This window comes from Actinoplanes sichuanensis (assembly GCF_033097365.1).
GTDB classification, from domain to species: Bacteria; Actinomycetota; Actinomycetes; order Mycobacteriales; family Micromonosporaceae; genus Actinoplanes; species Actinoplanes sichuanensis.
This window is the reverse complement of record NZ_AP028461.1, coordinates 11,565,481-11,588,887: the sequence shown is the minus strand read 5'-3', so window position 1 is coordinate 11,588,887 and position 23,407 is coordinate 11,565,481. Positions and strand designations below refer to the sequence as shown.

General features: G+C 71.2%; 23 protein-coding genes. 11 read left to right on the top strand and 12 right to left on the bottom strand.

Annotation, left to right across the window (positions count from 1 at the left end; genetic code table 11):
- The first annotated feature begins 118 nt into the window (after positions 1–118).
- Both Q0Z83_RS53090 and Q0Z83_RS53085 read left to right on the top strand, forming a co-directional pair.
- A complete protein-coding gene (locus tag Q0Z83_RS53090) occupies positions 119–2,347 on the top strand; it encodes an RICIN domain-containing protein (RefSeq protein WP_317791180.1) in 2,229 nt (742 codons plus the stop codon).
- Positions 2,348–2,362: 15 nt separating this feature from the next.
- Positions 2,363–2,509, top strand: a complete 147-nt coding sequence (locus tag Q0Z83_RS53085) for a hypothetical protein (RefSeq protein WP_177319708.1) — start codon at positions 2,363–2,365, stop codon at positions 2,507–2,509.
- Here Q0Z83_RS53085 and Q0Z83_RS53080 read toward each other — a convergent pair.
- Positions 2,500–3,522 carry an adenosine deaminase gene (locus Q0Z83_RS53080; RefSeq protein ID WP_317791179.1) on the bottom strand — a complete coding sequence of 341 codons (1,023 nt, stop codon included), beginning with the start codon at positions 3,520–3,522 and terminating at the stop codon, positions 2,500–2,502. The genes Q0Z83_RS53085 and Q0Z83_RS53080 overlap by 10 nt on opposite strands.
- A gap of 11 nt (positions 3,523–3,533) precedes the next feature.
- The gene (locus Q0Z83_RS53075; protein ID WP_317791178.1) at positions 3,534–4,274 is read right to left on the bottom strand and encodes a methyltransferase domain-containing protein; all 741 of its coding nucleotides are present in this window, start codon (positions 4,272–4,274) and stop codon (positions 3,534–3,536) included.
- Between the two features lie 64 nt (positions 4,275–4,338).
- Here Q0Z83_RS53075 and Q0Z83_RS53070 point away from each other — a divergent pair, with 64 nt between their 5' ends.
- Together Q0Z83_RS53070 and Q0Z83_RS53065 are read left to right on the top strand one after the other, a co-directional pair.
- Positions 4,339–5,316 (top strand): aldo/keto reductase, encoded by a 978-nt coding sequence (locus Q0Z83_RS53070; RefSeq protein WP_317791177.1) that lies wholly within the window; start codon positions 4,339–4,341, stop codon positions 5,314–5,316.
- Positions 5,310–5,540 carry a hypothetical protein gene (locus Q0Z83_RS53065; RefSeq protein ID WP_317791176.1) on the top strand — a complete coding sequence of 77 codons (231 nt, stop codon included), beginning with the start codon at positions 5,310–5,312 and terminating at the stop codon, positions 5,538–5,540. Before Q0Z83_RS53070 ends, Q0Z83_RS53065 begins: the two co-directional genes overlap by 7 nt.
- Before the next feature lie 114 nt (positions 5,541–5,654).
- Here Q0Z83_RS53065 and Q0Z83_RS53060 read toward each other — a convergent pair whose 3' ends face one another.
- The 7 genes from Q0Z83_RS53060 to Q0Z83_RS53030 all read right to left on the bottom strand — a co-directional run bounded on the left by Q0Z83_RS53060 (position 5,655) and on the right by Q0Z83_RS53030 (position 9,856).
- Complete coding sequence (locus Q0Z83_RS53060; RefSeq protein ID WP_011905669.1) at positions 5,655–5,858, bottom strand: cold-shock protein; 204 nt, start codon at positions 5,856–5,858, stop codon at positions 5,655–5,657.
- Between the two features lie 356 nt (positions 5,859–6,214).
- Positions 6,215–6,487 (bottom strand): DUF4235 domain-containing protein, encoded by a 273-nt coding sequence (locus tag Q0Z83_RS53055; protein WP_317791175.1) that lies wholly within the window; start codon positions 6,485–6,487, stop codon positions 6,215–6,217.
- A complete protein-coding gene (locus tag Q0Z83_RS53050; protein WP_317791174.1) occupies positions 6,487–6,852 on the bottom strand; it encodes a DUF3618 domain-containing protein in 366 nt (121 codons plus the stop codon). The genes Q0Z83_RS53055 and Q0Z83_RS53050 overlap by 1 nt, the downstream gene beginning before the upstream one ends.
- Positions 6,853–6,858: 6 nt before the next feature.
- Positions 6,859–7,308, bottom strand: coding sequence for a phage holin family protein (locus Q0Z83_RS53045; RefSeq protein WP_317791173.1), 450 nt, complete (start codon positions 7,306–7,308; stop codon positions 6,859–6,861).
- 48 nt (positions 7,309–7,356) lie between these two features.
- Positions 7,357–8,538: a mechanosensitive ion channel family protein gene (locus Q0Z83_RS53040; RefSeq protein WP_317791172.1), complete on the bottom strand. Its 1,182-nt coding sequence runs from the start codon at positions 8,536–8,538 to the stop codon at positions 7,357–7,359.
- Between the two features lie 125 nt (positions 8,539–8,663).
- The gene (locus Q0Z83_RS53035) at positions 8,664–9,485 is read right to left on the bottom strand and encodes a DUF1206 domain-containing protein (RefSeq protein WP_317791171.1); all 822 of its coding nucleotides are present in this window, start codon (positions 9,483–9,485) and stop codon (positions 8,664–8,666) included.
- A gap of 44 nt (positions 9,486–9,529) precedes the next feature.
- Positions 9,530–9,856 (bottom strand): hypothetical protein, encoded by a 327-nt coding sequence (locus tag Q0Z83_RS53030; RefSeq protein WP_317791170.1) that lies wholly within the window; start codon positions 9,854–9,856, stop codon positions 9,530–9,532.
- Positions 9,857–9,898: 42 nt separating this feature from the next.
- Between Q0Z83_RS53030 and Q0Z83_RS53025 the strand changes: the two genes are divergently transcribed.
- Positions 9,899–10,186 carry a GNAT family N-acetyltransferase gene (locus Q0Z83_RS53025; protein ID WP_317791169.1) on the top strand — a complete coding sequence of 96 codons (288 nt, stop codon included), beginning with the start codon at positions 9,899–9,901 and terminating at the stop codon, positions 10,184–10,186.
- A gap of 168 nt (positions 10,187–10,354) precedes the next feature.
- On the opposite strand, the gene Q0Z83_RS53020 is transcribed toward Q0Z83_RS53025, so the two are convergent.
- Positions 10,355–11,923, bottom strand: coding sequence for a glycoside hydrolase family 3 protein (locus Q0Z83_RS53020; protein ID WP_317791168.1), 1,569 nt, complete (start codon positions 11,921–11,923; stop codon positions 10,355–10,357).
- 123 nt (positions 11,924–12,046) lie between these two features.
- Between Q0Z83_RS53020 and Q0Z83_RS53015 the strand changes: the two genes are divergently transcribed.
- The 6 genes from Q0Z83_RS53015 to Q0Z83_RS52990 all read left to right on the top strand — a co-directional run bounded on the left by Q0Z83_RS53015 (position 12,047) and on the right by Q0Z83_RS52990 (position 19,878).
- Positions 12,047–12,172 carry a hypothetical protein gene (locus tag Q0Z83_RS53015; RefSeq protein WP_275413259.1) on the top strand — a complete coding sequence of 42 codons (126 nt, stop codon included), beginning with the start codon at positions 12,047–12,049 and terminating at the stop codon, positions 12,170–12,172.
- 16 nt (positions 12,173–12,188) lie between these two features.
- The gene (locus Q0Z83_RS53010; RefSeq protein ID WP_317791167.1) at positions 12,189–13,139 is read left to right on the top strand and encodes a TIGR03557 family F420-dependent LLM class oxidoreductase; all 951 of its coding nucleotides are present in this window, start codon (positions 12,189–12,191) and stop codon (positions 13,137–13,139) included.
- Positions 13,140–13,149: 10 nt separating this feature from the next.
- Positions 13,150–14,793 carry a RecQ family ATP-dependent DNA helicase gene (locus Q0Z83_RS53005; protein ID WP_317791166.1) on the top strand — a complete coding sequence of 548 codons (1,644 nt, stop codon included), beginning with the start codon at positions 13,150–13,152 and terminating at the stop codon, positions 14,791–14,793.
- A gap of 75 nt (positions 14,794–14,868) precedes the next feature.
- On the top strand, positions 14,869–16,023 hold the full coding sequence (locus Q0Z83_RS53000) for an LCP family protein (RefSeq protein WP_317791165.1): 1,155 nt from the start codon (positions 14,869–14,871) through the stop codon (positions 16,021–16,023).
- 94 nt (positions 16,024–16,117) lie between these two features.
- Positions 16,118–17,890 carry an HSP90 family protein gene (locus Q0Z83_RS52995; protein ID WP_317791164.1) on the top strand — a complete coding sequence of 591 codons (1,773 nt, stop codon included), beginning with the start codon at positions 16,118–16,120 and terminating at the stop codon, positions 17,888–17,890.
- On the top strand, positions 17,887–19,878 hold the full coding sequence (locus Q0Z83_RS52990; RefSeq protein ID WP_317791163.1) for a hypothetical protein: 1,992 nt from the start codon (positions 17,887–17,889) through the stop codon (positions 19,876–19,878). Before Q0Z83_RS52995 ends, Q0Z83_RS52990 begins: the two co-directional genes overlap by 4 nt.
- 20 nt (positions 19,879–19,898) lie before the next feature.
- Here Q0Z83_RS52990 and Q0Z83_RS52985 read toward each other — a convergent pair whose 3' ends face one another.
- Together Q0Z83_RS52985 and Q0Z83_RS52980 are read right to left on the bottom strand one after the other, a co-directional pair.
- Positions 19,899–20,573 carry an MBL fold metallo-hydrolase gene (locus tag Q0Z83_RS52985; protein WP_317791162.1) on the bottom strand — a complete coding sequence of 225 codons (675 nt, stop codon included), beginning with the start codon at positions 20,571–20,573 and terminating at the stop codon, positions 19,899–19,901.
- A gap of 70 nt (positions 20,574–20,643) precedes the next feature.
- Positions 20,644–23,352 carry a helix-turn-helix transcriptional regulator gene (locus tag Q0Z83_RS52980; RefSeq protein WP_317791161.1) on the bottom strand — a complete coding sequence of 903 codons (2,709 nt, stop codon included), beginning with the start codon at positions 23,350–23,352 and terminating at the stop codon, positions 20,644–20,646.
- Between the last annotated feature and the right edge of the window lie 55 nt (positions 23,353–23,407).

The window sequence follows — 23,407 nt, the reverse complement described above, 5'->3', positions numbered from 1 at the left end:
TCCCGGATCGCAACCCGCAGCGCGTCCCCATCGCCGCGATCCACGAAGCCAGCGCGCGGTGGGAGGCGGTCACCCCATGGACCCCTCCCACCGCCAACCCGCTCGACAAGGAGACGCCGTGTCCGCGCATCGCCGGCCGACGTTCCGCGGGTCGCCGTCTGGACGGCGCCGCGCGGCGGGATCCCCGACCACCCCACCGCCACGCTCCGCTACTTTCCGGCTCCTTCCGGTAGCCCTCGGCCTGGCGCTGCTCGGCGTCGGCGGCGTGGTCGGGCCCAGCGTGATCAACTACGGTCCGCCGGAGGACGACTACTCGCTCACCGCCCTGCCGACCGATGCCCCTGAGCAGGGGCTCGTCTACAGCGGTCTGAAACTGGCGGCGTCCGGTTCGGTCTGCGCCGGGGCGTACCTGGTGTTCGAGGAGACCTGCACGCACGGCCCCGACCCGGCGCCGGACGGCCTCTCGGTCCGCCGCGCCGTCGCTCCGGTGACAGCGGGCAGTGACGAGGTGACGGTCGTTCGCCGGGAGACCGGTGGAGTGCCCGGCGACGCCGAGATCGCCCGCGACGAGGGTGGCAGCGCGATCACCGCGGACGCCCCGGCCCTGATCCCGGACGCCGCGCCCGGTCAGGCCGACTTCATCCTCGGCCCGGACGACGTGGCCTGCGCCGGCGACGGCCGTACCGGCAAGCGGGTGCAGTTGCTCTACCTGCACGAGTCGGCGTCGGCCAGCCGATACGGCAAGTTCCTCAACTCGTTCCGTACCTGGGCGGCCGGGGTCGACGCGATCTACGACGCGAGCGCCGGCGAGACCGGGGGCTCCCGCCACATCCGGTACGTGACGACGCCGGAGTGCCGCCCCGACGTGGCCGAGGTGCAGCTGCCGGACGGGTCGCTGCGCTCGTTCGCCTCGACCATCGACGCGCTGCGCGGCCTCGGCTACAACCGGACCGACCGCAAGTACCTGATGTTCGCCGACACGAACCTCTACTGCGGCATCTCCACGTACGTCAACGACACCCGCCCCGGCCGCGGCAACCGCAACAACGGCGGCCCGTCGTACTCCCGGGTCGACTCCGGCTGCTGGAGCGCCGCGATGGCCGCCCACCAGCTGACCCACGCCCTCGGCGCGGTGCTGACCGACTCGCCGAACGCGACCGGCGCGGGCAGCTGCCTCGACGAGTACGACCTGCTGTGCGGGCGGGACCGGACCGGCAAGCCGGTGAAGAACGTGTGCCCGAAGAAGAACGACAACCGCCTCGACTGCGGGCACGACGACTACTTCAGCACCAACCCGGAGCCGGGCAGCTACCTGGCCGACCATTGGAACGTCGCGCTCAGTGAGTTCCTGCTGCGCAGCGACGGTGGCGACGACATCCCGGACGTACCCGGCGCCACCGTGCCGGACGAGAACGCGCCCGACCCGCGGCCGTCGGCGAGCCCGTCGGTCGCAGGCCCCTCGGCCGGCGTGCCCACTCCGGGCGCCAGCGCCGGCTCGCCGAGCCCGAGCGTCTCGGCGACCGTCCCGGTCCTCCCGGACCCGGGCGCCTCGGCACCGGTCCCGCAGATCGCGGTGACCCCCGTCGCGCAGCATCGCCCGACCGCCACGCCCCCGGCCGGCACCGGCGACGGGGACGGCGACGGCGTCGGTGCGCCGCCCGGCGTCACCAACGACGGGGTGCAGGCGGTGCTGGAGATCCGCGAGGCGACGAGCGGCTCGGTCCGGCTGATCTGGAGCGCCGGCTCGAACAACGCCGACTACGAGGTCCTCGTCGACGGCGAGCCGGTGGCCACCACCCGCGCCACCCGGGCCCGCCTGATCGGCCTCAAACCGGATGCGAAATACCTGGTCGAGATCCGTAACCGCAAGCTCGGCTACCTGGCCAAGGGCACCGCGGCGACAGCCCCGGCCGCCAGCCCGGTGCAGAACTCGTGGTTCGTGCTGACCAACTCGCTCACCGGCGGCGCGGCCGACCTGTACGCGGCCCGGGCCACCGACGGCACCCCGATCACCCTCGGCAGCGACGAGGGCGGCACCCAGCAGCAGTGGCAGCTGGTGCCGGCCGGTAACAACACCTACTCGCTGGTCTCCAAGGCCAGCAACAGGTGCGTCATCCCCCTCGGCGGCGCCGTGGTCGCCGGGGCGCCGCTGGTGCAGGGCGACTGCCAGGCCGGGACGGGCGCGCGCTGGACGCTGCGCGCCTCGGCCTACGGTTTCACGCTCCGCGCCGCCGGCGGTGATCTGGTGCTCGGGGTGGGCGCACAACGCTTCGGCACGCAACGCGTGCTGGTACTGCAGGAGGACACCGAGCAGCGGCACCAGAGCTGGACTGCTGTGCCGGACTGACGGGAGAAGAGAGCGATGCCCGATGTGCTGAGCAGGCCGGAGACCGAGCCGGACGACAATCCGGCCCGGTTCACCCGGCGACGACTGCTGCGCTGGCTGACGATCCTCACGATCGGCACCCTGACGATGGTCGCCTGCTGGCAGGACCCGCTCTACCCCTGAGCGGCGGTGTAGGCGTCGATCTCGGCGAGCAGCGCCGCTTTGCCCTCGGGTGCGCGGAAGCTGTGCCGTACGGCGTCGCGGGCGAGATCCGCGACGCCGGCGGTGTCCAGCTTCAGCAGGCGGGCCGCGGTCGCGTACTCCTGCTCCAGGGTGGTGCCGAACATCGGCGGGTCGTCCGAGTTGACGCTGATCGGGACCCCGGCCGCCACGAGTGTGGTGATCGGGTGCTCCTCGATGTCGGCGACCGCGCGGGTGCGCAGGTTGGACGTCGGACACACCTCGAGCGGGATCCCGTTCTCGGCGAGGTGGGCCATCAGCCGCTCGTCCCGGGCGGCGGCGATGCCGTGCCCGATCCGCTCGGCGCCGAGCTCGCGCAGGGCGTCCCAGATCGTCTCCGGACCGGTGGTCTCCCCGGCGTGCGGGACGCTGTGCAGGCCGGCCGCGCGCGCCTGGTCGAAGTACGGCTTGAACTGCGGCCGCGGAACGCCGATCTCCGGCCCGCCGAGTCCGAAACTGATCAGACCGTCGGGTCGCTCGTCGAGGGCGATCCGCAGCGTCTCCTCGGCCGCGGGCAGCCCGGCCTCGCCCGGGATGTCGAAGCACCAGCGCAGGTCCACGCCGAAGTCGCGGGCGGCTCCGATGCGGGCGTCCTCGATCGCCTCGCAGAACGCCTTGGCCGCGATGCCCCGCCGCACGCTGGAGTACGGCGTGACGGTCAGCTCCGCATACCGCACGTTCTGCCGGGCCAGCTCCCGCCCGATCTCATAGGTGAGCAGCCGGACGTCCTCGTCGTCGCGGATCAGGTCGACGACGCTCAGGTAGATCTCGATGAAATGCGCGAAGTCCCGGAACTCGAAGTAGTCGGCGAGCAGCGCCGGGTCAGCCGGCACCGGCGAGCTGCCCTCGTGCCGGGCGGCCAGCTCGGCGACGATGCGCGGTGACGCCGAGCCGACGTGGTGGACGTGCAGCTCGGCCTTGGGCAGGCCGGCGATGAACGACGTCAGGTCGGTCAAGAGAGTTCCCCCTAGATAGATGCCACCACGAAGATACGGCGGAAGGGGAACGCCACGAGGCCGTGCCGCACCGGGTGGTCGGCGATGATCCGCTCGGCCAGCGCGGCCCGGAAGACCGCCCAGGCGGCGTCGTCGAGGGCCGCACGGACCGGGCGCAGGGCGGTGCCCTCCATCCAGCGCAGCACCGGGTGTTCGGGCCCGTCCGCGGGTAGCAGATGCAGGTAGGTGGTCTCCCAGGCGTCCACGGTCGCACCGGCCGCGGTCAGGGTCTCGGCGTAGCCGGCGGCGTCGGAGACCGGGTCGGCCCGCAGCTCGATCGGGGACAGGTCCCGCGCGGCGCGGTGTCCGGGGCTGTCGGAGTTGCCCGGCACCTGCATCGCGATCCAGGCTCCGGCCGGCAGCTCGCGTGCCCAGCGGGCGAGCATCTCCCGGTGGTCGGGGACCCATTGCAGGGCGGCGTTGGTGACCACCACGTCGACGTCCGGCTCCGGCCGCCAGTCGGCGATGTCACCGAGGCGGAACTCGACCGGGCCGGGGTCGGCGGCGGCCTTTTCGATCATGTCGGCGGACGAGTCGATCCCGGTGATCCGGGCGTCGGGCCAGCGCTCGGCGAGGGTCCGGGTCAGCTCGCCCGGGCCGCAGCCGAGGTCGGTGACGGCTCGGGGCCGCTCCGCGCCGATCCGCGCGACGAGGTCGAAGAACGGGCGGGAGCGTTCGGCACCGAAGCGGCGGTAGACAGCGGGGTCCCACATGACAACCTCCTAAACCGTACGTACGTCTTGTTTAACGCTATCAGCCGAGCGGTAGGGTCACGACGTGGAAAAACGAAGCTTCCGTAGGCTGGGCCGGACCGTCGGCGTCGTGGGGCTCGGTGCCTGGCAGCTCGGGGCCGACTGGGGTCAGGTCAGCGAGGCCGACGCGCACGCCACCCTCCAGGCCGCCGTCGACTCCGGGGTCACCTTCATCGACACCGCCGATGTGTACGGTGACGGCCGCAGCGAGCAGATCATCGGCTCCTTCCTCGCCGACCACGCGGGCCTGACCGTCTTCACCAAGATGGGCCGTCGGCTCCCCCAGGAGGCCGCCAACTACCACCTGGACAACTTCCGAGCCTGGACCGACCGCTCCCGGGCCAACCTCGGGGTGGACACGCTGGACCTGGTTCAGCTGCACTGCCCGCCCACCCCGGTGTTCAGCTCGGACGAGGTCTACGACGCTCTCGACACGCTGGTCGAGGAGAAACGGATCGCGGCGTACGGGGTGAGCGTCGAGACGGTCGAGGAGGCGCTGGCCGCCATCGCCCGCCCGGGTGTCGCGAGCGTCCAGATCATCCTCAACGCGTTCCGCCTGAAGCCGTTGGAGCGGGTGCTGCCCGCCGCCGCCGAGGCCGGGGTGGGCGTCATCGCCCGGGTGCCGCTCGCCAGCGGCCTGCTCTCCGGACGCTACGACGAGAACACCACGTTCGGCGCCGACGACCACCGCAACTACAACCGGCACGGCGAGGCGTTCGATGTCGGCGAGACGTTCTCCGGTGTGGATTTCCGGGTCGGCCTGGAGGCGGTCGGCCGGCTGCGCCCGCTCGTGCCGGCCGGCGCGACGATGGCGCAATTCGCGCTCCGCTGGATCATCGATCAGCCGGGTGTCACCGCGGTGATCCCGGGTGCCCGTAACCCGGAACAAGCGCGTGCGAACGCGGCCGCCGCCGATCTCGCACCACTCTTGCCGGAAACCCGAGAAATGATCACTGCGGTCTACGATGAGTTGATTCGCCCGCAGGTGCACGACAAATGGTGAACAATGAAACCGAGCCGCCGCGGTTGAGAGGCTGGCTCACCATGTCCCTGGGTCTGCTCGCCGTCGTTCTCGGTGGGGTGTGGACGCTTCAGGGTCTGGACTACCTGGGCGACAGCCTGATGAGTGGGCAGAAGGTGTGGGCGGCGGTCGGCGGCACGCTGATCGTCGTCGGTCTGCTATTGATCATCCTCGGGATGCGGCGGCGCTCCCGCGGGCAGGGCTGACCGGGCCCCGCACGAAAGAGGCCCCGCAACCTCGATGAGGGTGCGGGGCCACGGTCGGGCCGACCTCCGCCAGGCGGTCGGCGAACCGGTCTCACGACCGGCTTAGATAAGGTCTCAGAGCGGGCGAACCTGCTCCGCCTGCGGGCCCTTCTGGCCCTGGGCGATCTCGAACTCCACCCGCTGGTTCTCCTCCAGAGTGCGGTAGCCGCTCGTCTGGATGGCCGAGAAGTGGACGAACACGTCAGCACCCCCGCCGTCGACGGTGATGAAGCCGAAGCCCTTGTCTGCGTTGAACCACTTCACGGTTCCTTGCGCCATGCTGAACTCTCCTTCTGAAAATGCCGGCCCGCCCAACCGCGGCAGCGCGGGGCCGATGACCGTTTTCGAGCAGCGGTACCGCGAGGCGGCCCTTTCAGAGGACGTCCCATCCACTCGGCCCTCGTGACACCTGCCGACCCTCCCGGGGTGGGGCCGGCGTCCCGCGGGTCCAGCGGAAGCTAGCGAACCACGTACGCAAAAACTGGCCACACTGTACCCGAAAATCGGGCCGTAAAGCTGCCCCTCGAAGGAATCCAATAATGGGTGACCGATATGGAAAAGGCCCCCCACTTCTGCGGAACGAGTCCGCAACGAAGCGAGGGGCCGCCAAGACACTTGTCTATACAGAAGATGATCTAGTCGGGCCAGGTGCCGGTCAGTTTGTGAGTGGTGATCACGCCGCCACGGTGGACCGCAGCCTTCACGACGGCGAAGATCGCGCCCTGCAAGGCGGCCGCGGTGAGGATCTCGCCCCAGCCCCGATCCGGGTCGCCGGCATCCGGTGCGTCGTCCTCTCCGGCCACCAGCTTCCACACTTCTTTGAAGAGGAAACCGGCGGCCGCGCCGGCGGCGAAACCCAGTGCCACGTTGACCGGCTTCAGTGCGACCTTCGACAGTTTGCCCGCCATCAACGCCTCCCTCGGACGATCAGGATGATCCCGGCCAACGCCGCGATCCCGGCGACCATCAGCACGGCCGGCATCGGATTGGCGCGCACCCGGGTCCCGGCCTGATGGGCCAACTCCCGTGGCGGAGTCTCGCGGATCCGGACGGCCGCACCGGTCGCCGCTTCCCGCGCCCGCCCGGTCATCTCGGCGGCCCGGATCAGCACCCGCTGTTTGGTCTCCTCGACCTGTTCCCTGGCACGGGCCTTCACATCCGCCCGCGCGGCCAGCGCCTGCACCGTCTCACCCAGATCGGCACGGGTCTGCCGGATGTCCTCCCGCAGCGCCACCAGGTCGGGTTTGGCGGCGGATCCGTTCTTGTCGCTCATGCCCGGCTACGCTCCTTGACCACGAGTTCCACTTCGTCCCTTAACCGCATATCTCACTTCGTCGACATCGGCCTTGACGCTCTCGATCGCGGCCAGTGGCTCCGGCGGCGTCGCCCGGCTCAGCTGAGCCTTGCCGAGCAGCGCGAGCACGCCGGCGGCGGCGAAGAGCACCACCGTGACGATCAGGGCGGCCAGCCAGAGCGGCATCACCAGGTCCAGGGCGATGACCACGGTCGCGATCGCCGCACCCAGGCCGTACAGCCCCAGCGCCCCGGCGCCGCCGAACAGCCCGGCGCCGATCCCCGCCCGCTTGCCCTTCTCCGCCAACTCGGCCTTGGCCAGTGTGATCTCGTCCCGGACCAGGCGGCTGAGCTGTTCACTGGCCTGCTGCACCAGCTCCGCGGTCGACTTCTCGGCAGTCGGCCGGACGGGAACGCCGTTCACGACATCGGCCATCATGTCCCCCTTTCCGTGTGATCGGGGTATGCCCTGATCAGAGGTCCCTCAATCCTTGCGCTCCAGCGCAACCGGGACGGGGCCGCCGAACACCACACCGCGGGCGTCGCCGTCGACTCCGCCGCTGAACACCCGGGCGGCGTCCGACTCGGCATCCGAATCGGCGTCCGGACCCCGCTGCGGCGCCGGCACGCCGGTCGGCAGCACGGCCTTCGCCAGCTCGGCGCGCATCCGCGGCACGGCGGCCCGCTGGTGCTGCCAGATCCACCCGACCAGCCGCTCCCGGACCAGGCACCGCAGGTCCCACAGGGCGGCCGCGTCGTTCGCGCTGACCAGCGCCCGCAGCCGGATCACCCCATCGGTCGCGCCGGTCACCTGGAGCACGCAGACCTTTCCGTTCCACAGATCCGACTCCTCACAGACCCGTTGAAGCTCGGCCCGCACCGGCTCGACCGGGGTCGCCCAGTCCACGTCGACCTCAGCCGTCCCGAGCACCGCCGACGACGTACGCGTCCAGTTCTGGAACGGTTTGGTGGTGAAGTAGGACGTGGGCAGGATCAGCCGCCGGTCATCCCAGATCTGCACCACCACGTAGGTCAGGGTGATCTCCTCGATCCGGCCCCACTCCTGCTCCACCACGACCACGTCGTCGACCCGGATGGCGTCGCTGAAGGCCAACTGGAGCCCGGCGAACACGTTGCCCAGGGTGCTCTGCGCGGCCAGGGCGGCGACCACACTGATCAGGCCGGCCGAGGCGAGCACGCTGGCGCCGAGCGCCCGGATGTCGGGGAACGTCATCAGCATGACGCCGATGGTCAGCACCACGATGGCGGCCACCGTGACCCGGCGCAGCATCACCACCTGGGTCTTGATCCGGCGGCTCTTGAGATTGTCCGGCACGTCGGTACGCCACCGGGCCAGCGCCATGTCCTCCAGCACCAGCAGGGTCGCGCCGACCAGCCAGGCGGCGGCCGCGATGCAGAGCAGCACCAGAGCGTGCACCACGCCGGAGCGGCCGGGGAAGTCACCGGCCCAGATCCGGACGGCCTGCTGCACGGTGACCAGGGTGACGGTGGTCAGGAACGGTTTGTGCATGGTCCGGGCCAGGTCGGCGGCGAGCGGCGAACGGCGCGCGACCCGTTTGACCAGCCAGTGGACGATCTCGACGAAGACGATCGCCGCGCCCGCCGCGCCGACGATGGCGAGCGGACCGGTGACGACGCTGGACACTTGGTCTTCCTTCCCACGAGCGTGTTACGGCCGGTGTCCAGCCTTGCCCGTGAGGCGGCCCGGAACACCGACAGCGGCGGATGTCAGACAAAGCTCACATCCGCCGCCGAGGTTCCGTCCAGGTGTCAGATCTTGCGGTACTTGGCCTGCGCCAGGCAGTAGACGCCGAACGCGGCGATGCCGGCGGCGATCAGGACCAGCAGCCAGACGCCCCAGGAGTAACCGGCCAGCGTCTTCAGCGCGGCGTCCAGGCCGCGGGCCTTCTCCGGGTCGTAGTTGACGGCCGCGGTCACCACGAGGAGGCCGGCGATCGCGTACGCCACGCCCTTGGCGGTGTAGCCGGCCATGCCCAGGCGGACGATCGGCTGACGGGTGCCGGCCGGCATCTCGTGGGTGTTCAGGTGACGGGTGAACTTCTTCTTGTAGCCGTAGATCGCCATGCCGACGCCGATGCCGAGCACCACGAGGCCGATCAGTCCGACCAGCACGCGGCCGCCGTCCGAGTCCATCAGACCGGACGCGCTGCTCGAGTTGCTGTCGCCCATCGAGGAACCGGCGCCCTGGACGATCTTGATGGCGTTCCAGGCGAGGTAGCCGTAGAGGACGGTGCGGGCGCCGGAGAGGACCCGCTCGGCCATCGCCCGGCGGTCCTGCGGGCCGCTCTCGCCGATCGCGGCTTCGAAGGCCTGCCAGATCGCCATCGCGATCAGGCCGACGGCGATGATGATCAGAAGTGTCTTGCCGAACGGCTGCTCGGCGATGGTCTGGAGGGCTCCGGACTGGTCACTGTCCTGTCCGGAGCCACCCAGGGCCACCTGAAGCGCGATCCAGGCGAAGAGCAGGTGGATGATGCCGTATCCGATGAAGCCGCCCCGAGCGAGAAGCTCCAGGGGCTTGCTCTCGGCGGCCCGTGACGCGGTGTGCTTGACGTTCGAGGCTGCGGTCATGCCCCCCAATGTGACCAGCGGCGACGATCGTCAAACACCGGACGCTACCGGGACACCTGGATCTGGATGTCGTCCTGCGTCACGCTCGTCAGCGACACCTGGAGCCCGCCGACGTCGACGGCCTGCTGGCCCTTGGTGACCTGGATCTGCTCGCCGGCGACGTCGAGGGTCACCGTGTTCTCGTCGGCGGAGACGAACTTGGCCTCCACCCCGAGCACCTCGACGCTGGCATTGGTCTCCCGGGCGATGGTCACGGTGCACTGGTCGAGTCCGCAGCTGACGTCGTCACCGCACCCGGTGAGCAGGCCCAGCCCGAGGACGGCCGAGGCGACGGCGGCGGCGATGCGGCGGCGCGGCATAGAGATCAACACCCTTTCACGGTACGGGGTACGAGCAAACCTAAGGTGACAAGAGTGAGCGAATACCTGGTCCACGACAACAGTGCCGAGCACCGATTCGAACTCGTCGTCGACGGCGAGGTGGGCGCACTGGCCACCTACCGTCTGCGCGACGGCGTGGTGAACATCCTGCACACCGAGACCGCGCCGGAGATGCGTGGCCGCGGCCTGGCCGGTGAACTGGCCCGGCAGACCCTCGATCAGATCCGCGAACGCGGCGACCGGGTCATCCCGTCCTGCCCGTTCTTCGCCAAGTGGATCGGCGAGCACCCGGACTACCAGGACCTGGTGGTCAAGCGCTGAAACGCCGACATCCCGCCCCCGCCGCCCCGCCTTCGCGATCTTGTGGAGTTCCGGCGTGACTCGACGAGATCGCGCCTGGCGGGAGGGGCGGCGGGAGCGGGACGGCCCCGGGATGGAGGTTCAGGCGACAGATCGCGGCGCCGGGTCTGCGGCGCCGGCTCGCAGCGCTCAGGCGGCGACGGGTTGCGGCGCTGGCTCCGGGACGTCGACCCCGGCGATGATCTCGGCGGCGGCCCGGCCCAGCGCGCGGGTCGCCCCGTGGGTGGCGATGTGCACCCCACCGGTGACCGTCACCGGGATGCCCATCTCGACCACGATCGCGTCCGGCCGGACGGCCAGCACGCCGGTCAGCGCGCGCTCGATCCAAGGGTGCCGGTGTACGTCCCGGACCACCAGGACCAGCGGCCGCTCCCCCGCGCCGGCCAGCACCGGCGCCGACGGGTCGGCCAGCGGCTCCAGGTCCTCGGCCTCGAACCGGACCGCGGTGGTGCCGGGCAACAGCTCGGCCAACGGGTCACCGACCCCCCACGGGGTCTCGCTGCCGATCGCGATGTTGCGCGGCGGCGCGAACTCGACCACGTGCGGAACACCGGTCACCGGCAGGGCCGGGCCGTCGGCGGTGCCGGTGACCCGGACCGCGCGACGCGCGGCGGCGAACCCGACCGTCGAGCCGAGCACCGCGACCCCGGCGCCGGCGGCCGCGTCGGCGACCGCGCGGGCCCCGGTCGCTACCTGGGTGCGGGTGGTCCAGGTGGCCAGCCGACGGACCCGGGCGACGGCGTCGCGCAGCCGCTCCTCGGTGATCTCCCCAGAGCGGACCGCCGCGACGATCGCGTCCCGCAGCCGGATCGCGGTCTGCTCGTCGGCGTGGTCACCACCGACACAGATGGCGTCCACCCCGGCGGCGATCGCCCGGACGGTGGCGCCCTCCAGGCCGTAGCGGCGGCGCACCCCCTGCATCTCGATGCCGTCGGTGACGATCAGTCCGTCGAACCCGAGTTCCTCGCGGAGCAGGCCGGTCAGGATGCGCGGGCTGAGGGTGGCCGGCAGCTCCGGGTCGTAGGCCGGGACCAGCAGGTGGCCGGTCATCACCGACTGGGCGCCGGCCGCGATCGCCGCCCGGAACGGGATCAGCTCGCACTCGGCCAGCTCGTCCACGGTGCGGGCGATCACCGGCACGTCGTGGTGCGAGTCGACGGCGGTGTCGCCGTGCCCGGGGAAGTGCTTGGCGCAGCCGGCCACCCCGGACTCCTGGAGCCCGCGGATGAAGGCGGCGGTGTGCCGGGCCACCAGCTGAGGCTCGGCGCCGAATGCCCGTACCCCGATGACCGGGTTTCCGGGGTTGCTGTTGACGTCGGCGTCCGGTGCGTAGTCGAGCGTGATGCCGGCGTCGGCCAGTTCCCGGCCGAGATCGCGGGCGACCGACTCGGTCAGCTCGGCGTCGTCGACCGCCCCGAGGGCCAGGTTGCCCGGGCGGGAGCTGCCGTGCCGAGACTCGAACCGGGTGACGTCACCGGCCTCCTCGTCGATGGCAACGATCACATCGGGGTTCTCCGAGCGGAGCTGCGCGGTCAGCGCGGCCACCTGTGCGGGTGACTCCACATTGCGGGCGAAGAGGGCCACTCCGCCGAGCCCGGTGCCGAGCCAGCGGCGGACCCAGTCCGGGGCGGTGGTGCCCACGAAGCCCGGTTGCAGTACCGCAGCTGCCAGTTCCGGCAATTCGCCGTGAATGGACATGAGCCCCCGTACCTCCGATGCGTTCGGCTCCCCCGTTACGGGGACCTATGTTCACACCCCCCGCAGACTTTAGTCAACAAACCTTTCTATTTGCTGTGGCATCCCGATCGCTAGGATGTGCACGTGCTCACTCCACTCGCCGCAACCGGGGTCGACTGGTCCGAGGTGCACGCCGTCCGCCTCCTCGGCATCGCCCTCGCCGTCCTCTTCCTGCTCTGGGCCATCCGTCGCATGTTCGGCGGCAAATAGGGGTACCGGGGGCGCCATGCGCATCGGATACTTCCTGTCGAGCGAGGAATACTCGCCCGCCGAGCTCATCGAGCAGGCTCAAGGCGCGCAACGCGCGGGCTTCCAGAGCCTGTGGATCTCGGACCACTACCACCCGTGGGTGGACGCCCAGGGCCAGAGCGCCTTCGTGTGGTCGATGATCGGGGCGCTGAGCCAGGCGACCGACCTGCCGATCACCACCGCGGTGACCTGCCCGACCGTCCGCATCCACCCCGCCGTGATCGCCCAGGCCGCCGCCACCAGCGCGGTCCTCACCGGCGGCCGGTTCCGGCTCGGCGTCGGCACCGGCGAGGCGCTCAACGAGCACATCTTCGGCGACGCGTGGCCCGAGCTGGACGTCCGGCTGGAGATGCTGGAAGAGGCCGTCGAGATCATGCGCGGCCTCTGGACCGGTGACAACTACTCCCACCGCGGGAAGCACTACACCGTGGAGAACGCCCGGATCTACACCCTGCCGGAACGGCCGGTGGAGATCCTGGTGTCCGGTTTCGGCCCCAAGGCGATCGAGGTCGCCGGCCGGATCGGGGACGGCTACGTGAGCGTCATGCCGGACGGCGACATGGTCGACCGGTTCCGGGCGGCCGGTGGCGGCGACAAGGTCGCGCAGGGTGGATTCAAGGCCGCCTTCGCGGACACCGCCGAGGAGGGCGCGCGGATCGCGTACGAGAAGTGGCCCAACGCCGGTGTGCCCGGCGAGCTCTCCCAGGTGTTGCCCACCCCCAAGCACTTCGAGCAGGCGTCGCAGCTGGTCGGCCCGGAGACGGTGGCCGAGACCTTCGTCTGCGGCAACGATCCGGAGAAGCACCTCGAGATGATCCGGAAGTACGCCGACGCCGGCTTCGACGAGATCTACGTCGCCAACTCCGGCCCCCACTACCAGGGCCTCTTCGACCTGTACGCCCGCGAGATCCTCCCGAAGATCGGATAGCCTCCCCTCGATGAAACTGCCGATCTATGGCCCGCGTCTGCGCCGGGTCGCCCGCAACCAGTTCGGCTGGCGCACCCTGCGGCCCGGCCAGTTCAAGCCGATGCGTGCCGTGCTGCGCCGTAAGGACGCCCTGGTGGTGCTGCCGACCGGCGCCGGCAAGTCGGCGATCTACCAGATCCCGGCGGTGCTGCTGCCCGGTCCGACCGTGGTGATCTCGCCGCTGCTCGCCCTTCAGCAGGACCAGATCGCCGCGCTCAACGACCGCGGCGACGCGAAGGTCCGCGCGGTCCGGGTCAGCTCGCAGGAGACGCCCAACCAGCAACGCGAGGCGATCGAGGCGGTCCGCCGCGGCGAGGCCGAGTTCCTGTTCATCACCCCGGAGCAGCTCAGCAACCCGGAGCGCCAGGCCGAGGTACGGGCACTCAAACCCGGCCTGGTCGCGGTCGACGAGGCGCACTGCATCTCGGCCTGGGGGCACGACTTCCGCCCCGACTACCTCGCACTCGGCGAGATGATCAAGCAGATCGGGCGGCCGCCGATCCTGGCGCTCACCGCCACCGCGTCACCGCCGGTCCGCGAGGACATCATCGCCCGGCTGCGCCTGAAGAAACCGGAGATCCACGTCTCCGGCCTGGACCGGCGCAACCTGTTCCTCGAGGTCGCGTACTGCCCCGACGACAACTACCGGTGGCGCAAGCTGACCACGATGCTCGACGAGGAGCAGCGGCCCGGCATCATCTACGTCGCCACCCGCCGCGCCGCCGAGGAACTCGCCGAGCGCCTCACCTCATCCGGCTATCCGGCCGCGTATTACCACGGCGGGATGGCCGCCGGCCTGCGCGAGCAGCGCCACGAGGAGTTCCAGGACGACAAGGTCGACATCATGGTGGCCACGTCGGCGTTCGGGATGGGCATCGACAAGCCGAACATCCGCTGGGTCGCGCACGTCGCCCTGCCGGACTCCCCGGACAGCTACTTCCAGGAGATCGGGCGAGCCGGGCGGGACGGCGCACCGGCTCGTGCCCTGCTGCTGTGGCGCTCCGAGGACGAGGCCATCCAGCGGTTCTTCCAGGGCGGTTCCCCCGACCCCGACGAGCTGCGTGACCTGGCCGGTGAACTGCACAAGGGCCCGGCCACCAAGACCGCGCTGCAGAAGGCCACCGGGCTCGGCCCGCGCAAGCTCGGGCAGTACCTCAACCTGCTCGAACAGGCCGGCGCGGTGCAGGGTGGACCGGGGCACAAACTGACCGTCCCGGCCCGCGCGCCCCTCCCGGCCGCGGCAGCCGAGGCGGCCTGCGCGGAGTACGAACGTCAGCAGGCGGTGATGCGGTCCCGGACCGACATGATGCGCGGGTTCGCCCAGTCCCGGCAGTGCCGTACCGAGACGCTCCTGGCCTACTTCGGCGAGGACCTGAAGAAGCCGTGTGGCCACTGTGACAACTGCGCCGACGGCACCGCCCACGAGATCGCCGCGGCCGAACCGGACGGCCCGTTCCCGGTGCACGCCCGCGTCAAGCACGGCGAATGGGGTGGCGGAATGGTGATGAACTACGAGGAGGATCGGATGACGGTCCTCTTCGACTCGGTCGGCTACAAGACGCTGTCGGTACCGGTCGTCGTCGAACAGAACCTGTTGGCGCGCGAGTCCGCCTGAGCCTCGCCGGAAGCGCTCCCAGCAGGTTGCGCGGATGTGCCATCATGCGCACGTTGCCGGTACGGGGGAGGCGGAATGGCGGCGGAAGCCAAACGACGATCGCCGTTGTGGGCGCGGATCTGCGTCGGCCTCGGCGCGGTGGTGCTGCTCGCCGGCGGCGGGACCCTCGTCGCCGGCCAGGCGCTGGTGTCCAAATACACCGACGCGATCACCGACGACAGCCTGCTCGCCCCGATCGCCGGGAAGCCCGCCGAGGCCGCCGCGCCGCCCGAGCCCGAGTCCGACATCGAGGGCGCGGTCAACATCCTGCTCGTCGGCATCGACCCGCGCGACGACCACACCGCTCCGCTGGCCGACTCGATCGTGATCGCGCACATCCCGGCCGACCGGCACAGCGCATACCTCTTCTCCATCCCCCGTGACCTGCGGGTCGACATCCCCGCCTTCCAGCCGTCCGGCACCGGGGCCGACCGCACGAAGATCAACGCCGCCATGGCGTACGGCAGCCGGCTCGGTGATAACAAGTACAGCGCCGCCCAGGGCTTCCAGCTGCTCGCGGCGACCGTCGGCAACGTCACCGGGATCAAGAAGTTCGACGCCGGAGCGATCGTCAACTTCGGCGGATTCAAGAAGATCGTCGAGGCGTTGGGCGGCGTCGAGATGGTCATCGACATGGACGTCAAGTCCGAGCACCTCGGGCCGGACGGCAAGACCCGGGAACGCATCTCCCGCTGTCGTAACGACCACACGTCGTCCAGCTGCGCGCATCCGTACACGGGGCCGCAGAAGCAGTACAAGAAGAGCGACGAACCGGTGCGGTTGCAGGCCTGGGAGGCGCTCGACTACGTCCGCCAGCGGTATGGCGACGACATGACCGACTACGACCGGCAGCGGCACCAGCAGCAGTTCATCAAGGCGATGGCGAAGCAGGCGATGAGCCGGGACGTCGTCACCGATCCCGGCAAGCTGCTCGCCGTCATGGACGCCGCCGGCGGTTCGCTGACCTTCGACGGCCGCGGGCATTCCATCCTGGAGTGGGCGCTCGAGATGAAGGCGCTCAACGTCGACGACATGATCACGGTGAAGCTTCCCGGCGAAGGGGTGTACGACGGCGGCTACCTGGGCGAGCGGTTCCAGGACGGCGTCGACGACTTCTTCAAGGCGGTCACCGAGAACCGGGTGCCGGCGTTCCTGATGGATCATCCGACGTTCATCAACGAGACGAACTGACCACCCCACCACCATCGCCGGCCGCGCGGAAATACAGCCGCGGAATGTCGTACCTCGTGGATAGCATCCGGGTCCGGATGAGACGGGGGTACGAGTGAGCTTCACGTTCCGGGTCGACCTGCGTGGTGTGGTGGACCTTCTGAGTCACCACCTCTACGCGACACCGCGTGTCTATGTGCGGGAGCTGCTGCAGAACGCCGTCGACGCGATCACCGCCCGGCGGCTCGGTGATCCGGCGGCGGCCGGGGAGATCCGATTCGAGCCGTCCGGTGACGGTGTGCTGCGGGTGCACGACAGTGGCATCGGCCTCACCGAGTCGCAGGTGCACGAGCTGCTGGCGACGATCGGGCGCAGCTCCAAACGTGACGATCTCGGGTTCGCCAGGCACGAGTTCCTCGGCCAGTTCGGCATCGGGCTGCTGTCCTGCTTCATGGTGGCCGACGAGATCCGGGTGGTGACCCGCTGCGGCGACCATCCGACCGTGTCGTGGGTCGGGCACAGCGACGGGCGCTATTCGGTGGAGCTGCCCGGCGAGCAGCGGGCTGCGCCGGGCACCACGGTCACCCTGGTCCCGCGCCGGGGCGAGGAGCATTGGCTCGCCGAGGCGACGGTCCGAGAGCTGGCCGGGTTCTACGGCTCGATGCTGCCGATCGGGGTCCGGGTCGGCGACGACGAGGTGACCTCGGGGCTCGCTCCCTGGGAGACCGGGGCCGGGGAGACCGCTCAGCAGCGGCGGGCGCGCCTCTTCTCGTACGCCGAGGAGGTCTTCGGTTTTGTGCCCTTCGACGTCGTTGATCTCGCCGCGCCGGAGGGTGGCGTCCGTGGTGTCGCGTTCGTGCTGCCGGCGCCGGCCAACCCGGCGGTGCGCGTCGCCCATCGGGTCTACCTGAAACAGATGCTGCTCTCCGAGAGTGTCGAGGGGCTGCTGCCCCCGTGGGCGTTCTTCGTGCGGTGTGTGGTCGACACGACCGAGCTGCGGCCGACGGCGAGCCGCGAGGCGCTCTACGACGACGGGCTGCTGGCGCAGGTGCGTGACACGCTCGGTGACGGTCTGCGGGGCTGGCTGGCCCGGCTCGGCGCGAGCGGCCCGGAGCGGCTGCGCGCGTTCCTGGCGATCCACCATCTCGGGGTGAAAGCGCTGGCCGTGCACGACGACGAGATGCTGCGCCTGGTGCACCAGTGGTGGCCGTTCGAGACGAATGTCGGCCCGCTGACGCTCGCCGAGTTCCAGGACCGGTATGGCGTGGTCCGCTACACCGCGTCACTGGACGAGTTCCGGCAGATGGCCCCGGTCGCCGCCGCGCAGCGGATCCCGCTGGTCAACGCCGGGTATGTGTATGACGCGGAGCTGCTGTCCCGGCTGTCCGCGGCGGTCGACACCGCGGTCGAGGTGCTCTCCCCGGCCGACCTGACGTTGCGGCTCGACCATCTCGACCCGGCCGAGGCCGAGGAGGTGCGGCCGTTCACCGTGCTCGCCCAGCGGATCCTCGATCGGCAGGGCGTCGAGGTGACGGTCCGGGCGTTCGATCCGGCGAGCCTGCCCGCGCTGTACCTGCTGGACGGTGACGCCGCGTTCCAGGGCGACATGCTGCGCGCCCGGGAGTCGGCCGACGAGCTGTGGGGTTCACTCCTCGACGTGTTCACCACCGGGGCGGAGAGCCGCTCCCAGCTGGTCTTCAACCACCGCAACCCGCTGGCCCGGCAGGCGATGAGCACGGGCGACGAGGAGCTCACCCGGTTCGCGGTCGAGGGCCTGTTCACCCAGGCGTTGCTGCTCGCCCGGCAGCCGATGACCCCGGCCGCGACCGCGGCGTACAACCAGTCGTTCCTGGGTCTGCTGTCCCGCGCGATGGGAGCACCGCGATGACCGTCGCCGAGACCGAGCTGGAGCAGATGCTGCGCGATGCCCGCCGGCTGAACGCCGGTCCGGCCAAGTGGACCGCGCTGGACAGCGTGTTCCGGCACGCGGACGCCGCCGGGCTGACCGAGTTCGGCTACCGCGCCCGGATGGGATCGCTCGACGAGCTGTGGCAGGGCGGCGAGCTCACCCGGTCGTTCCTCGCCTTCACCCACTGTCTGTCCGTTTTCGACAATCACCCCGACCTGGTCCGGCCGGGCGACGAGCACCACCTGCTCTGGGAGTTCAAGGCGGTCGCGGCGGGGCTGCCGTCGTTCCCCGAGGTGCCGCTCGACCGCGCCCGGCGGCTGCTCGACGAGATGGAGCGGCGCTACCTCGCCGGCGGCCACAGCCTGCACGCCGTCTACCAGCGGCGGGCGGTCGTCGCCCACCATCTCGGCGAGCTGGACGAGGCGGCGGAGTGGTTCGACCGGATGGCCACCGCCAAACGGGACGGCCTGTCCGACTGCGCCGGCTGCGTGCCCAACCGGGTGATCATCTTCCTGGCCGACCGCGACGACCACGAGGAGGCCGTCCGGCTCGGCGCGCCGCTGAGCGACAAGCAGACCTGCGGTGCGCAGCCACACCTGATCCAGGGCAACCTGCTGCTGCCGTACCTGCGGACCGGGCGGTTCGCCGAAGCCGTGGCGGCACACCGGTCGGCGTACCCGAAACTGCGCGAACACCGGATCCGCCTCGCCCACGTCGGCCTGCACCTGCAGTTCTGCGGCCTCACCGGCAACACCGACCGCGGCCTCACCCTCCTCGACCACCACCTGCCGTGGCTGGACCGGCCGTCGTCACCGGCCGACGCGATGAGCTTCGCGATCGGCGCCGTGATCGTGCTGCGCCGGCTGATCGAGGCCGGGCGAGACGCGCATCAGGTCCGGCGGCGCACCGACAACGGTGACCGGCAGTGGGCAAGCACGGTCCGGGAGCTGCACGACGAGATGCTGGCGCTGGCCCGCCGGCACGCGGCCGCGTTCGACAAGCGCAACGGCAACACGTATCAGAGCAGCACTCTGGAAGCCCGGATCGACGCCGACCCGGTGACCGGCTCACTGCCGCTCACCGTGTTCACCGGCCGGCCGATCGCCGAGCATCCGGGCCGGGCCGAAGTCGACGCCCTGATCCGGGCGATCGCCGACCGGACCGCCGCCCGCGACCACGCCGGCGCGGCCCGGCTCCGGCTGGAGGTGGCCCGCAGACTCCACGCCGGCCGGCAGTGGGACGACGCCACCGAGTCCGCCGAGGAGGCGGTGCGCAGCCTCGACCGGGTCGGGCTCACCGCCGAGGCGATGGCCGCCCGCTGGCTGCTGGTCGAGCTCCACCAGCGCGGGCACCGTCACCGGGAGGAGGTCCGCGCCCTGTTGGAGGAGCTGCTGGCCGCTCCGCACCGGCCCGAGCCGGTGCCGTCCCGGGCCGTCCTGCTGGAGAGACTGGCCGACGACCCGGGTCCGGGTCGTGACCGGGTCGGGCTGCTGCTGGAGGCGGCCGACCTGCATCGGGAGGCCGGCGACACGGCGGCCGAGACCCGGCTGGTTCTCAACGCGCTGAGCTGGGTGACCGAAGTTCCAGCCGACGCGGCGGCGCTGGTGTCCAGGGTGGACGCGCTCGTCGGTGAGGAGGTGCCGCCGTCCGTGCGGGCCGAGTTGTGCCGGTTGGAGGGCGGGCTCGGGCTGCGGGAGCAGGCACTGGAACGGGCCCGGCGCGATCCCGGCGACGATGGCGCCCTGCGGACCCGGGAGGCGTTCCTGCTGCTGGAGCTGGGCCGGGCGGCCGAAGCCGAGGTGATGGCCCGGCCCTGGGCCGACGACGATGACGGCGAGTGGTTCTGGGAGGCGTGCGTCATCGTGGTCCGCAGCTTGCAGGCCCGCGGCCGGGAGGCTGACGCGCTGGCGTTCCTGGCCGGCCACGATCTCGATCTCAGCGACATGGAGGACGTCTACCTGGACTGACACGCCGGCAGGCACGGTTGTCAGCCGGCGACGGCCTTGCGGAAGGCTTCGACGGCCAGGCCCGAGACGGCCCTACCGTGGCCGAAGACGGCATGGTCGAACTCCAACTCGGCCAGGCGGGCCAGGCTCTCGCCGGCGCGGATCGGGTCGGCCGTCACCGCCCGGGGCGGGGCGGACACCCGGCCGCGGCGGCTGCCCGCGGCGTCACCGGCGAACAGGACACCGCCGGACCGGTCGAGCAGGAACGAGACGTGCCCCCGGGTGTGGCCCGGGGTGTGCAGGGCGGTGAAGCCGGGCAGCGGTTCGGAACCATCGGCGGTGATCAACTGGTCGACCTTCGTCGGGTGGACCGTGCCGACCAGGCGGCTCACCACCTTGCCCAGGAGACCGGCCGGCTGTGCGGGCGGAATGTGACCACCGATCCACGGGACCTCGGCGGCGTGCGCGATCACCCGGGCACCGGTCCGCTCCCGCAGTGCGGCGAGGCTGCCGACATGGTCGGCGTGATGGTGGGTGACCAGGATCGCGGTCACCTCACCGAACGACCGTTTGATGCCGCGCAGGCCGCGTTCGATCAGCGGTGAGCGGCCCGGCAGGCCGGTGTCGACCAGGACCACACCGTCGTCGGTGACGACCAGGTGCACGTTGACGTAACCCATGTGGAGTTCGAAGACCCCGTCGACCACCTCTCGCACGACCAAGATTCTCTCAGTCGCCGCCGTCCCCGCCCACCCGGCCGGTGGACACGCCGGGAACGGGTGATCATCAGGTGGGTAGGAGACCGCGGGAACGGGCCTGTTCCACCGCGTCGTGGCGGGAGTGGGCGGCCAGTTTGGTCATGATCGCGGCCACGTGGGCGTCGACGGTCCGGACCGAGAGGACCAGGCGGGCGGCGATCTCCGGGTTGCTCAGGCCGTCGGCGAGCAGACGCAGCACCTCGGCCTGGCGTCCGGTGAGTCCGGCCGGGTTGTCGCGGGTCGCCGATCGGGGGCCGCGCGGGATCCGGGCGACGCCGAGTTCGCGCAGGTGGGAGCGGATTCGGCGGGCCAGCGGGACGGCGTCCAGGGAATCCAGGATCCGGACCGCTCCGAGAAGGTCCTCCACGACCGGGCTGCAACTGAGGGCAAGAGCCTGCTCGTACCGGCAGCCGCCACCGGCCCAGCGCCGAGCGGCGGCACGAGGAGCGGCAGCGGCGGCCGACAAGGCGGAGGGAACCGCAGCGGCGGCCGACAAGGCGGAGGGAACCGCAGCGGCGGCCGACAAGGCGGAGGGAGCGGCAGCGGCGGCCGAGGCGGTGCGAGCGACGGCAGGCGGCAGAGGAACGGCGGTCAGCTGGTCGTACGGCGGAAAGGTCTGGATCTCGGCGCCGAGCCGTCGCAACCAGAAGCTGAACGCACCGAGTCGCCGGCCGCCCTCCGCGGAAAGGATCTTCTGGAAGACCGGCGTCAGCCGGGCGGCCGGGGACGTGTCGCCGCGTAACCAGGCCGCCTCGGCCAGTGCCGCGCCGGCCGGTCCGATCCGCTGCGCCTCGCCGATGCCGCAGGCGATCTCCCACGCCTCGTCGAGGGGTGCCTCGGCGCCCGGCAACCCGCGGCGGGCCCGGCTCAGGCCGAGGACCACGAGCGCGGGCGAGCGCATCATGGTCGGCGCGTTCTCCTCCCAGCGGGCGTGCCGTTCGGCGTCGTCCCATTCGCTGAGATGCAGGTGCACCATCGAGCGGGTGATGTGCAGATAGCGGAGGAACCCGAGGACCTCGGTGCGTTCCGCGTAGGCCATGCCCTCGTCGAGCAGCTCACCGGCTTCCCGCAGGCGGAGATCGTCGATCAGGTGCCAGGCCAGGTTGGTGTAGGCGCGGCAGGCGTGATCGGTCTCGCCGGCGGCGCGGGCGACCGCCAGGCTCTCCTCCAGCAGAACCCGGCCGCGCGGGTCGTCGCGGTCCCAGAGGGCGTAGCCGACGTTGTTCAGCGCGTGCGACAGCACCCCGGTCGAGCCGGTGGCGCGGGCCAGGGTGATGGCCCGTTCGCCCGCTGCGACGGCGGCGTCCGGCCGGCCGCCCAGGGCATGCAGCTGTGACTGGTTGCTGAGGCCGAACGCGAGGGCGGCGTCGTCGCCCGCCTTCTCCAGCACGTCGACGGCCTCGGTGCCGGCGGTCTCGGCGGCCGGGCGGTCGCCCCAATACCAGTTGACCCGGGACAGCCGGCGCAGCGCGAGCCCGAGAGCGACCGGCCCGGGCAGTTCCCGGCGCAGGGCGACGGCCTCCCGCTGGGCGGTGACCGCCGGTCCGGCCAGGCCCAGCGTGTAGCACTCCTCGGCGTACGCCTCCAGAAGGTCGGCCCGCTGTCCGGGCGGGAACGCCGCCCGGTGTTCGAGGACCAGCCGGTAGTGGGCGGCCGCCTCCCGGTGCGACCCGGCGGCCGACGCCTCGGCTGCGGCAGCCGGTGCATAGTGGACGATCAGACCGGTGTCGCCGGCCTCGGCCGCGTGGTGGACGAGCCGGGACAGGTCGGCGTCGCCGTGTTCGCGCAGCGCGGTCAGCACGGCCCGGTTCGCGGCGATCCGGCGCGTGGCGGGCATCGACGCGGCGACGGCCCGGCGCATCAGCTCGTGCCGGAACTGCACCCGGGCCGGGGTGACGGTGAGCATGCCGCGCTGCTCGGCGGCGGCCAGCACCTCCAGGCCGCCCGGCACGATCGCGTCGACGAGCCAGTGTTCGGCCGCCGACGGAACCACCGCGAGCAGCGTCAACGCGTGCCGGCAGGGTTCGTCGAGCGATTGCAGGCGGGCGTGCACGGCTTCGGTGACGGTGGCCGGGACGCCGTCGGTGTCGCCGGTGCCGAGGACCTCGGTGACGAAGAACGGGTTCCCGGAGGTGACCTCGAAGACCCGCTCGGAGTCCAGTCCGTGATCGCCGACGAGGCGACGTACCGCACCGGCTGACAGCCGGGCCAGCGGCAGCCGGCGCATCGGGATTCCCGCGGCCAGGCCGAGCAGCCCGCGCAGCGGATGGCCGGCGTCGATCTCCTCGTCCCGGTAGGTACCGACCATCACCACCGGCAGCGCCGCGATCCGCCGGACCAGGAACCGCAGCACGTCCAGGGTCGCCTCGTCGGCCCAGTGCAGGTCCTCGACGACGAGCACGGTCGGGTGGCCGGGCCAGTCGAGTTCGGCCCGGAACGCCTCGAACACGCGGGACCGGTCGCCGGAGCCGAGCGCCTCGGTCAGCCCGGAACCCACCTTGCCGACCAGATCCCGCAGCGGCCCGAGGACCCGTGGGGTGGCCAGGTCGTCGCAGTAGCCGACGAGCAGCCGCCCCTCGGCCGGCAGCACCGAGCGGAGCGCGTCGACCAGGCTCGACTTGCCGATTCCGGCCTCGCCGGTGATCAGCACGACCGAACCGTGGCCGTCGAGGGCCCGGCGGGCGACCGCACCGAGCTCGCTCAGCTCGTGCTCACGCTCCAGCAGCGCCCGGGTCATGCCGCGGAGTCTAGGTGCCGGTCTAGGTATCCCCGGCCGTCGAGCTAGGTAGCCG

Excerpts from the sequence above, each read along its gene's own strand:
- Q0Z83_RS53005 (WP_317791166.1), top strand. The coding sequence starts at position 13,150 with ATGAAACTGCCGATCTATGGCCCGCGTCTGCGCCGGGTCGCCCGCAAC.
- Q0Z83_RS53075 (WP_317791178.1), bottom strand. The coding sequence starts at position 4,274 with ATGTGGGACCCCGCTGTCTACCGCCGCTTCGGTGCCGAACGCTCCCGC.
- Q0Z83_RS53000 (WP_317791165.1), top strand. The coding sequence starts at position 14,869 with ATGGCGGCGGAAGCCAAACGACGATCGCCGTTGTGGGCGCGGATCTGC.
- Q0Z83_RS53045 (WP_317791173.1), bottom strand. The coding sequence starts at position 7,308 with ATGGCCGATGTCGTGAACGGCGTTCCCGTCCGGCCGACTGCCGAGAAG.
- Q0Z83_RS53065 (WP_317791176.1), top strand. The coding sequence starts at position 5,310 with ATGGTGAACAATGAAACCGAGCCGCCGCGGTTGAGAGGCTGGCTCACC.
- Q0Z83_RS53060 (WP_011905669.1), bottom strand. The coding sequence starts at position 5,858 with ATGGCGCAAGGAACCGTGAAGTGGTTCAACGCAGACAAGGGCTTCGGC.
- Q0Z83_RS53055 (WP_317791175.1), bottom strand. The coding sequence starts at position 6,487 with ATGGCGGGCAAACTGTCGAAGGTCGCACTGAAGCCGGTCAACGTGGCA.
- Q0Z83_RS53050 (WP_317791174.1), bottom strand. The coding sequence starts at position 6,852 with ATGAGCGACAAGAACGGATCCGCCGCCAAACCCGACCTGGTGGCGCTG.
- Q0Z83_RS53020 (WP_317791168.1), bottom strand. The coding sequence starts at position 11,923 with ATGTCCATTCACGGCGAATTGCCGGAACTGGCAGCTGCGGTACTGCAA.
- Q0Z83_RS53010 (WP_317791167.1), top strand. The coding sequence starts at position 12,189 with ATGCGCATCGGATACTTCCTGTCGAGCGAGGAATACTCGCCCGCCGAG.
- Q0Z83_RS52990 (WP_317791163.1), top strand. The coding sequence starts at position 17,887 with ATGACCGTCGCCGAGACCGAGCTGGAGCAGATGCTGCGCGATGCCCGC.
- Q0Z83_RS52980 (WP_317791161.1), bottom strand. The coding sequence starts at position 23,352 with ATGACCCGGGCGCTGCTGGAGCGTGAGCACGAGCTGAGCGAGCTCGGT.
- Q0Z83_RS53035 (WP_317791171.1), bottom strand. The coding sequence starts at position 9,485 with ATGACCGCAGCCTCGAACGTCAAGCACACCGCGTCACGGGCCGCCGAG.
- Q0Z83_RS53085 (WP_177319708.1), top strand. The coding sequence starts at position 2,363 with ATGCCCGATGTGCTGAGCAGGCCGGAGACCGAGCCGGACGACAATCCG.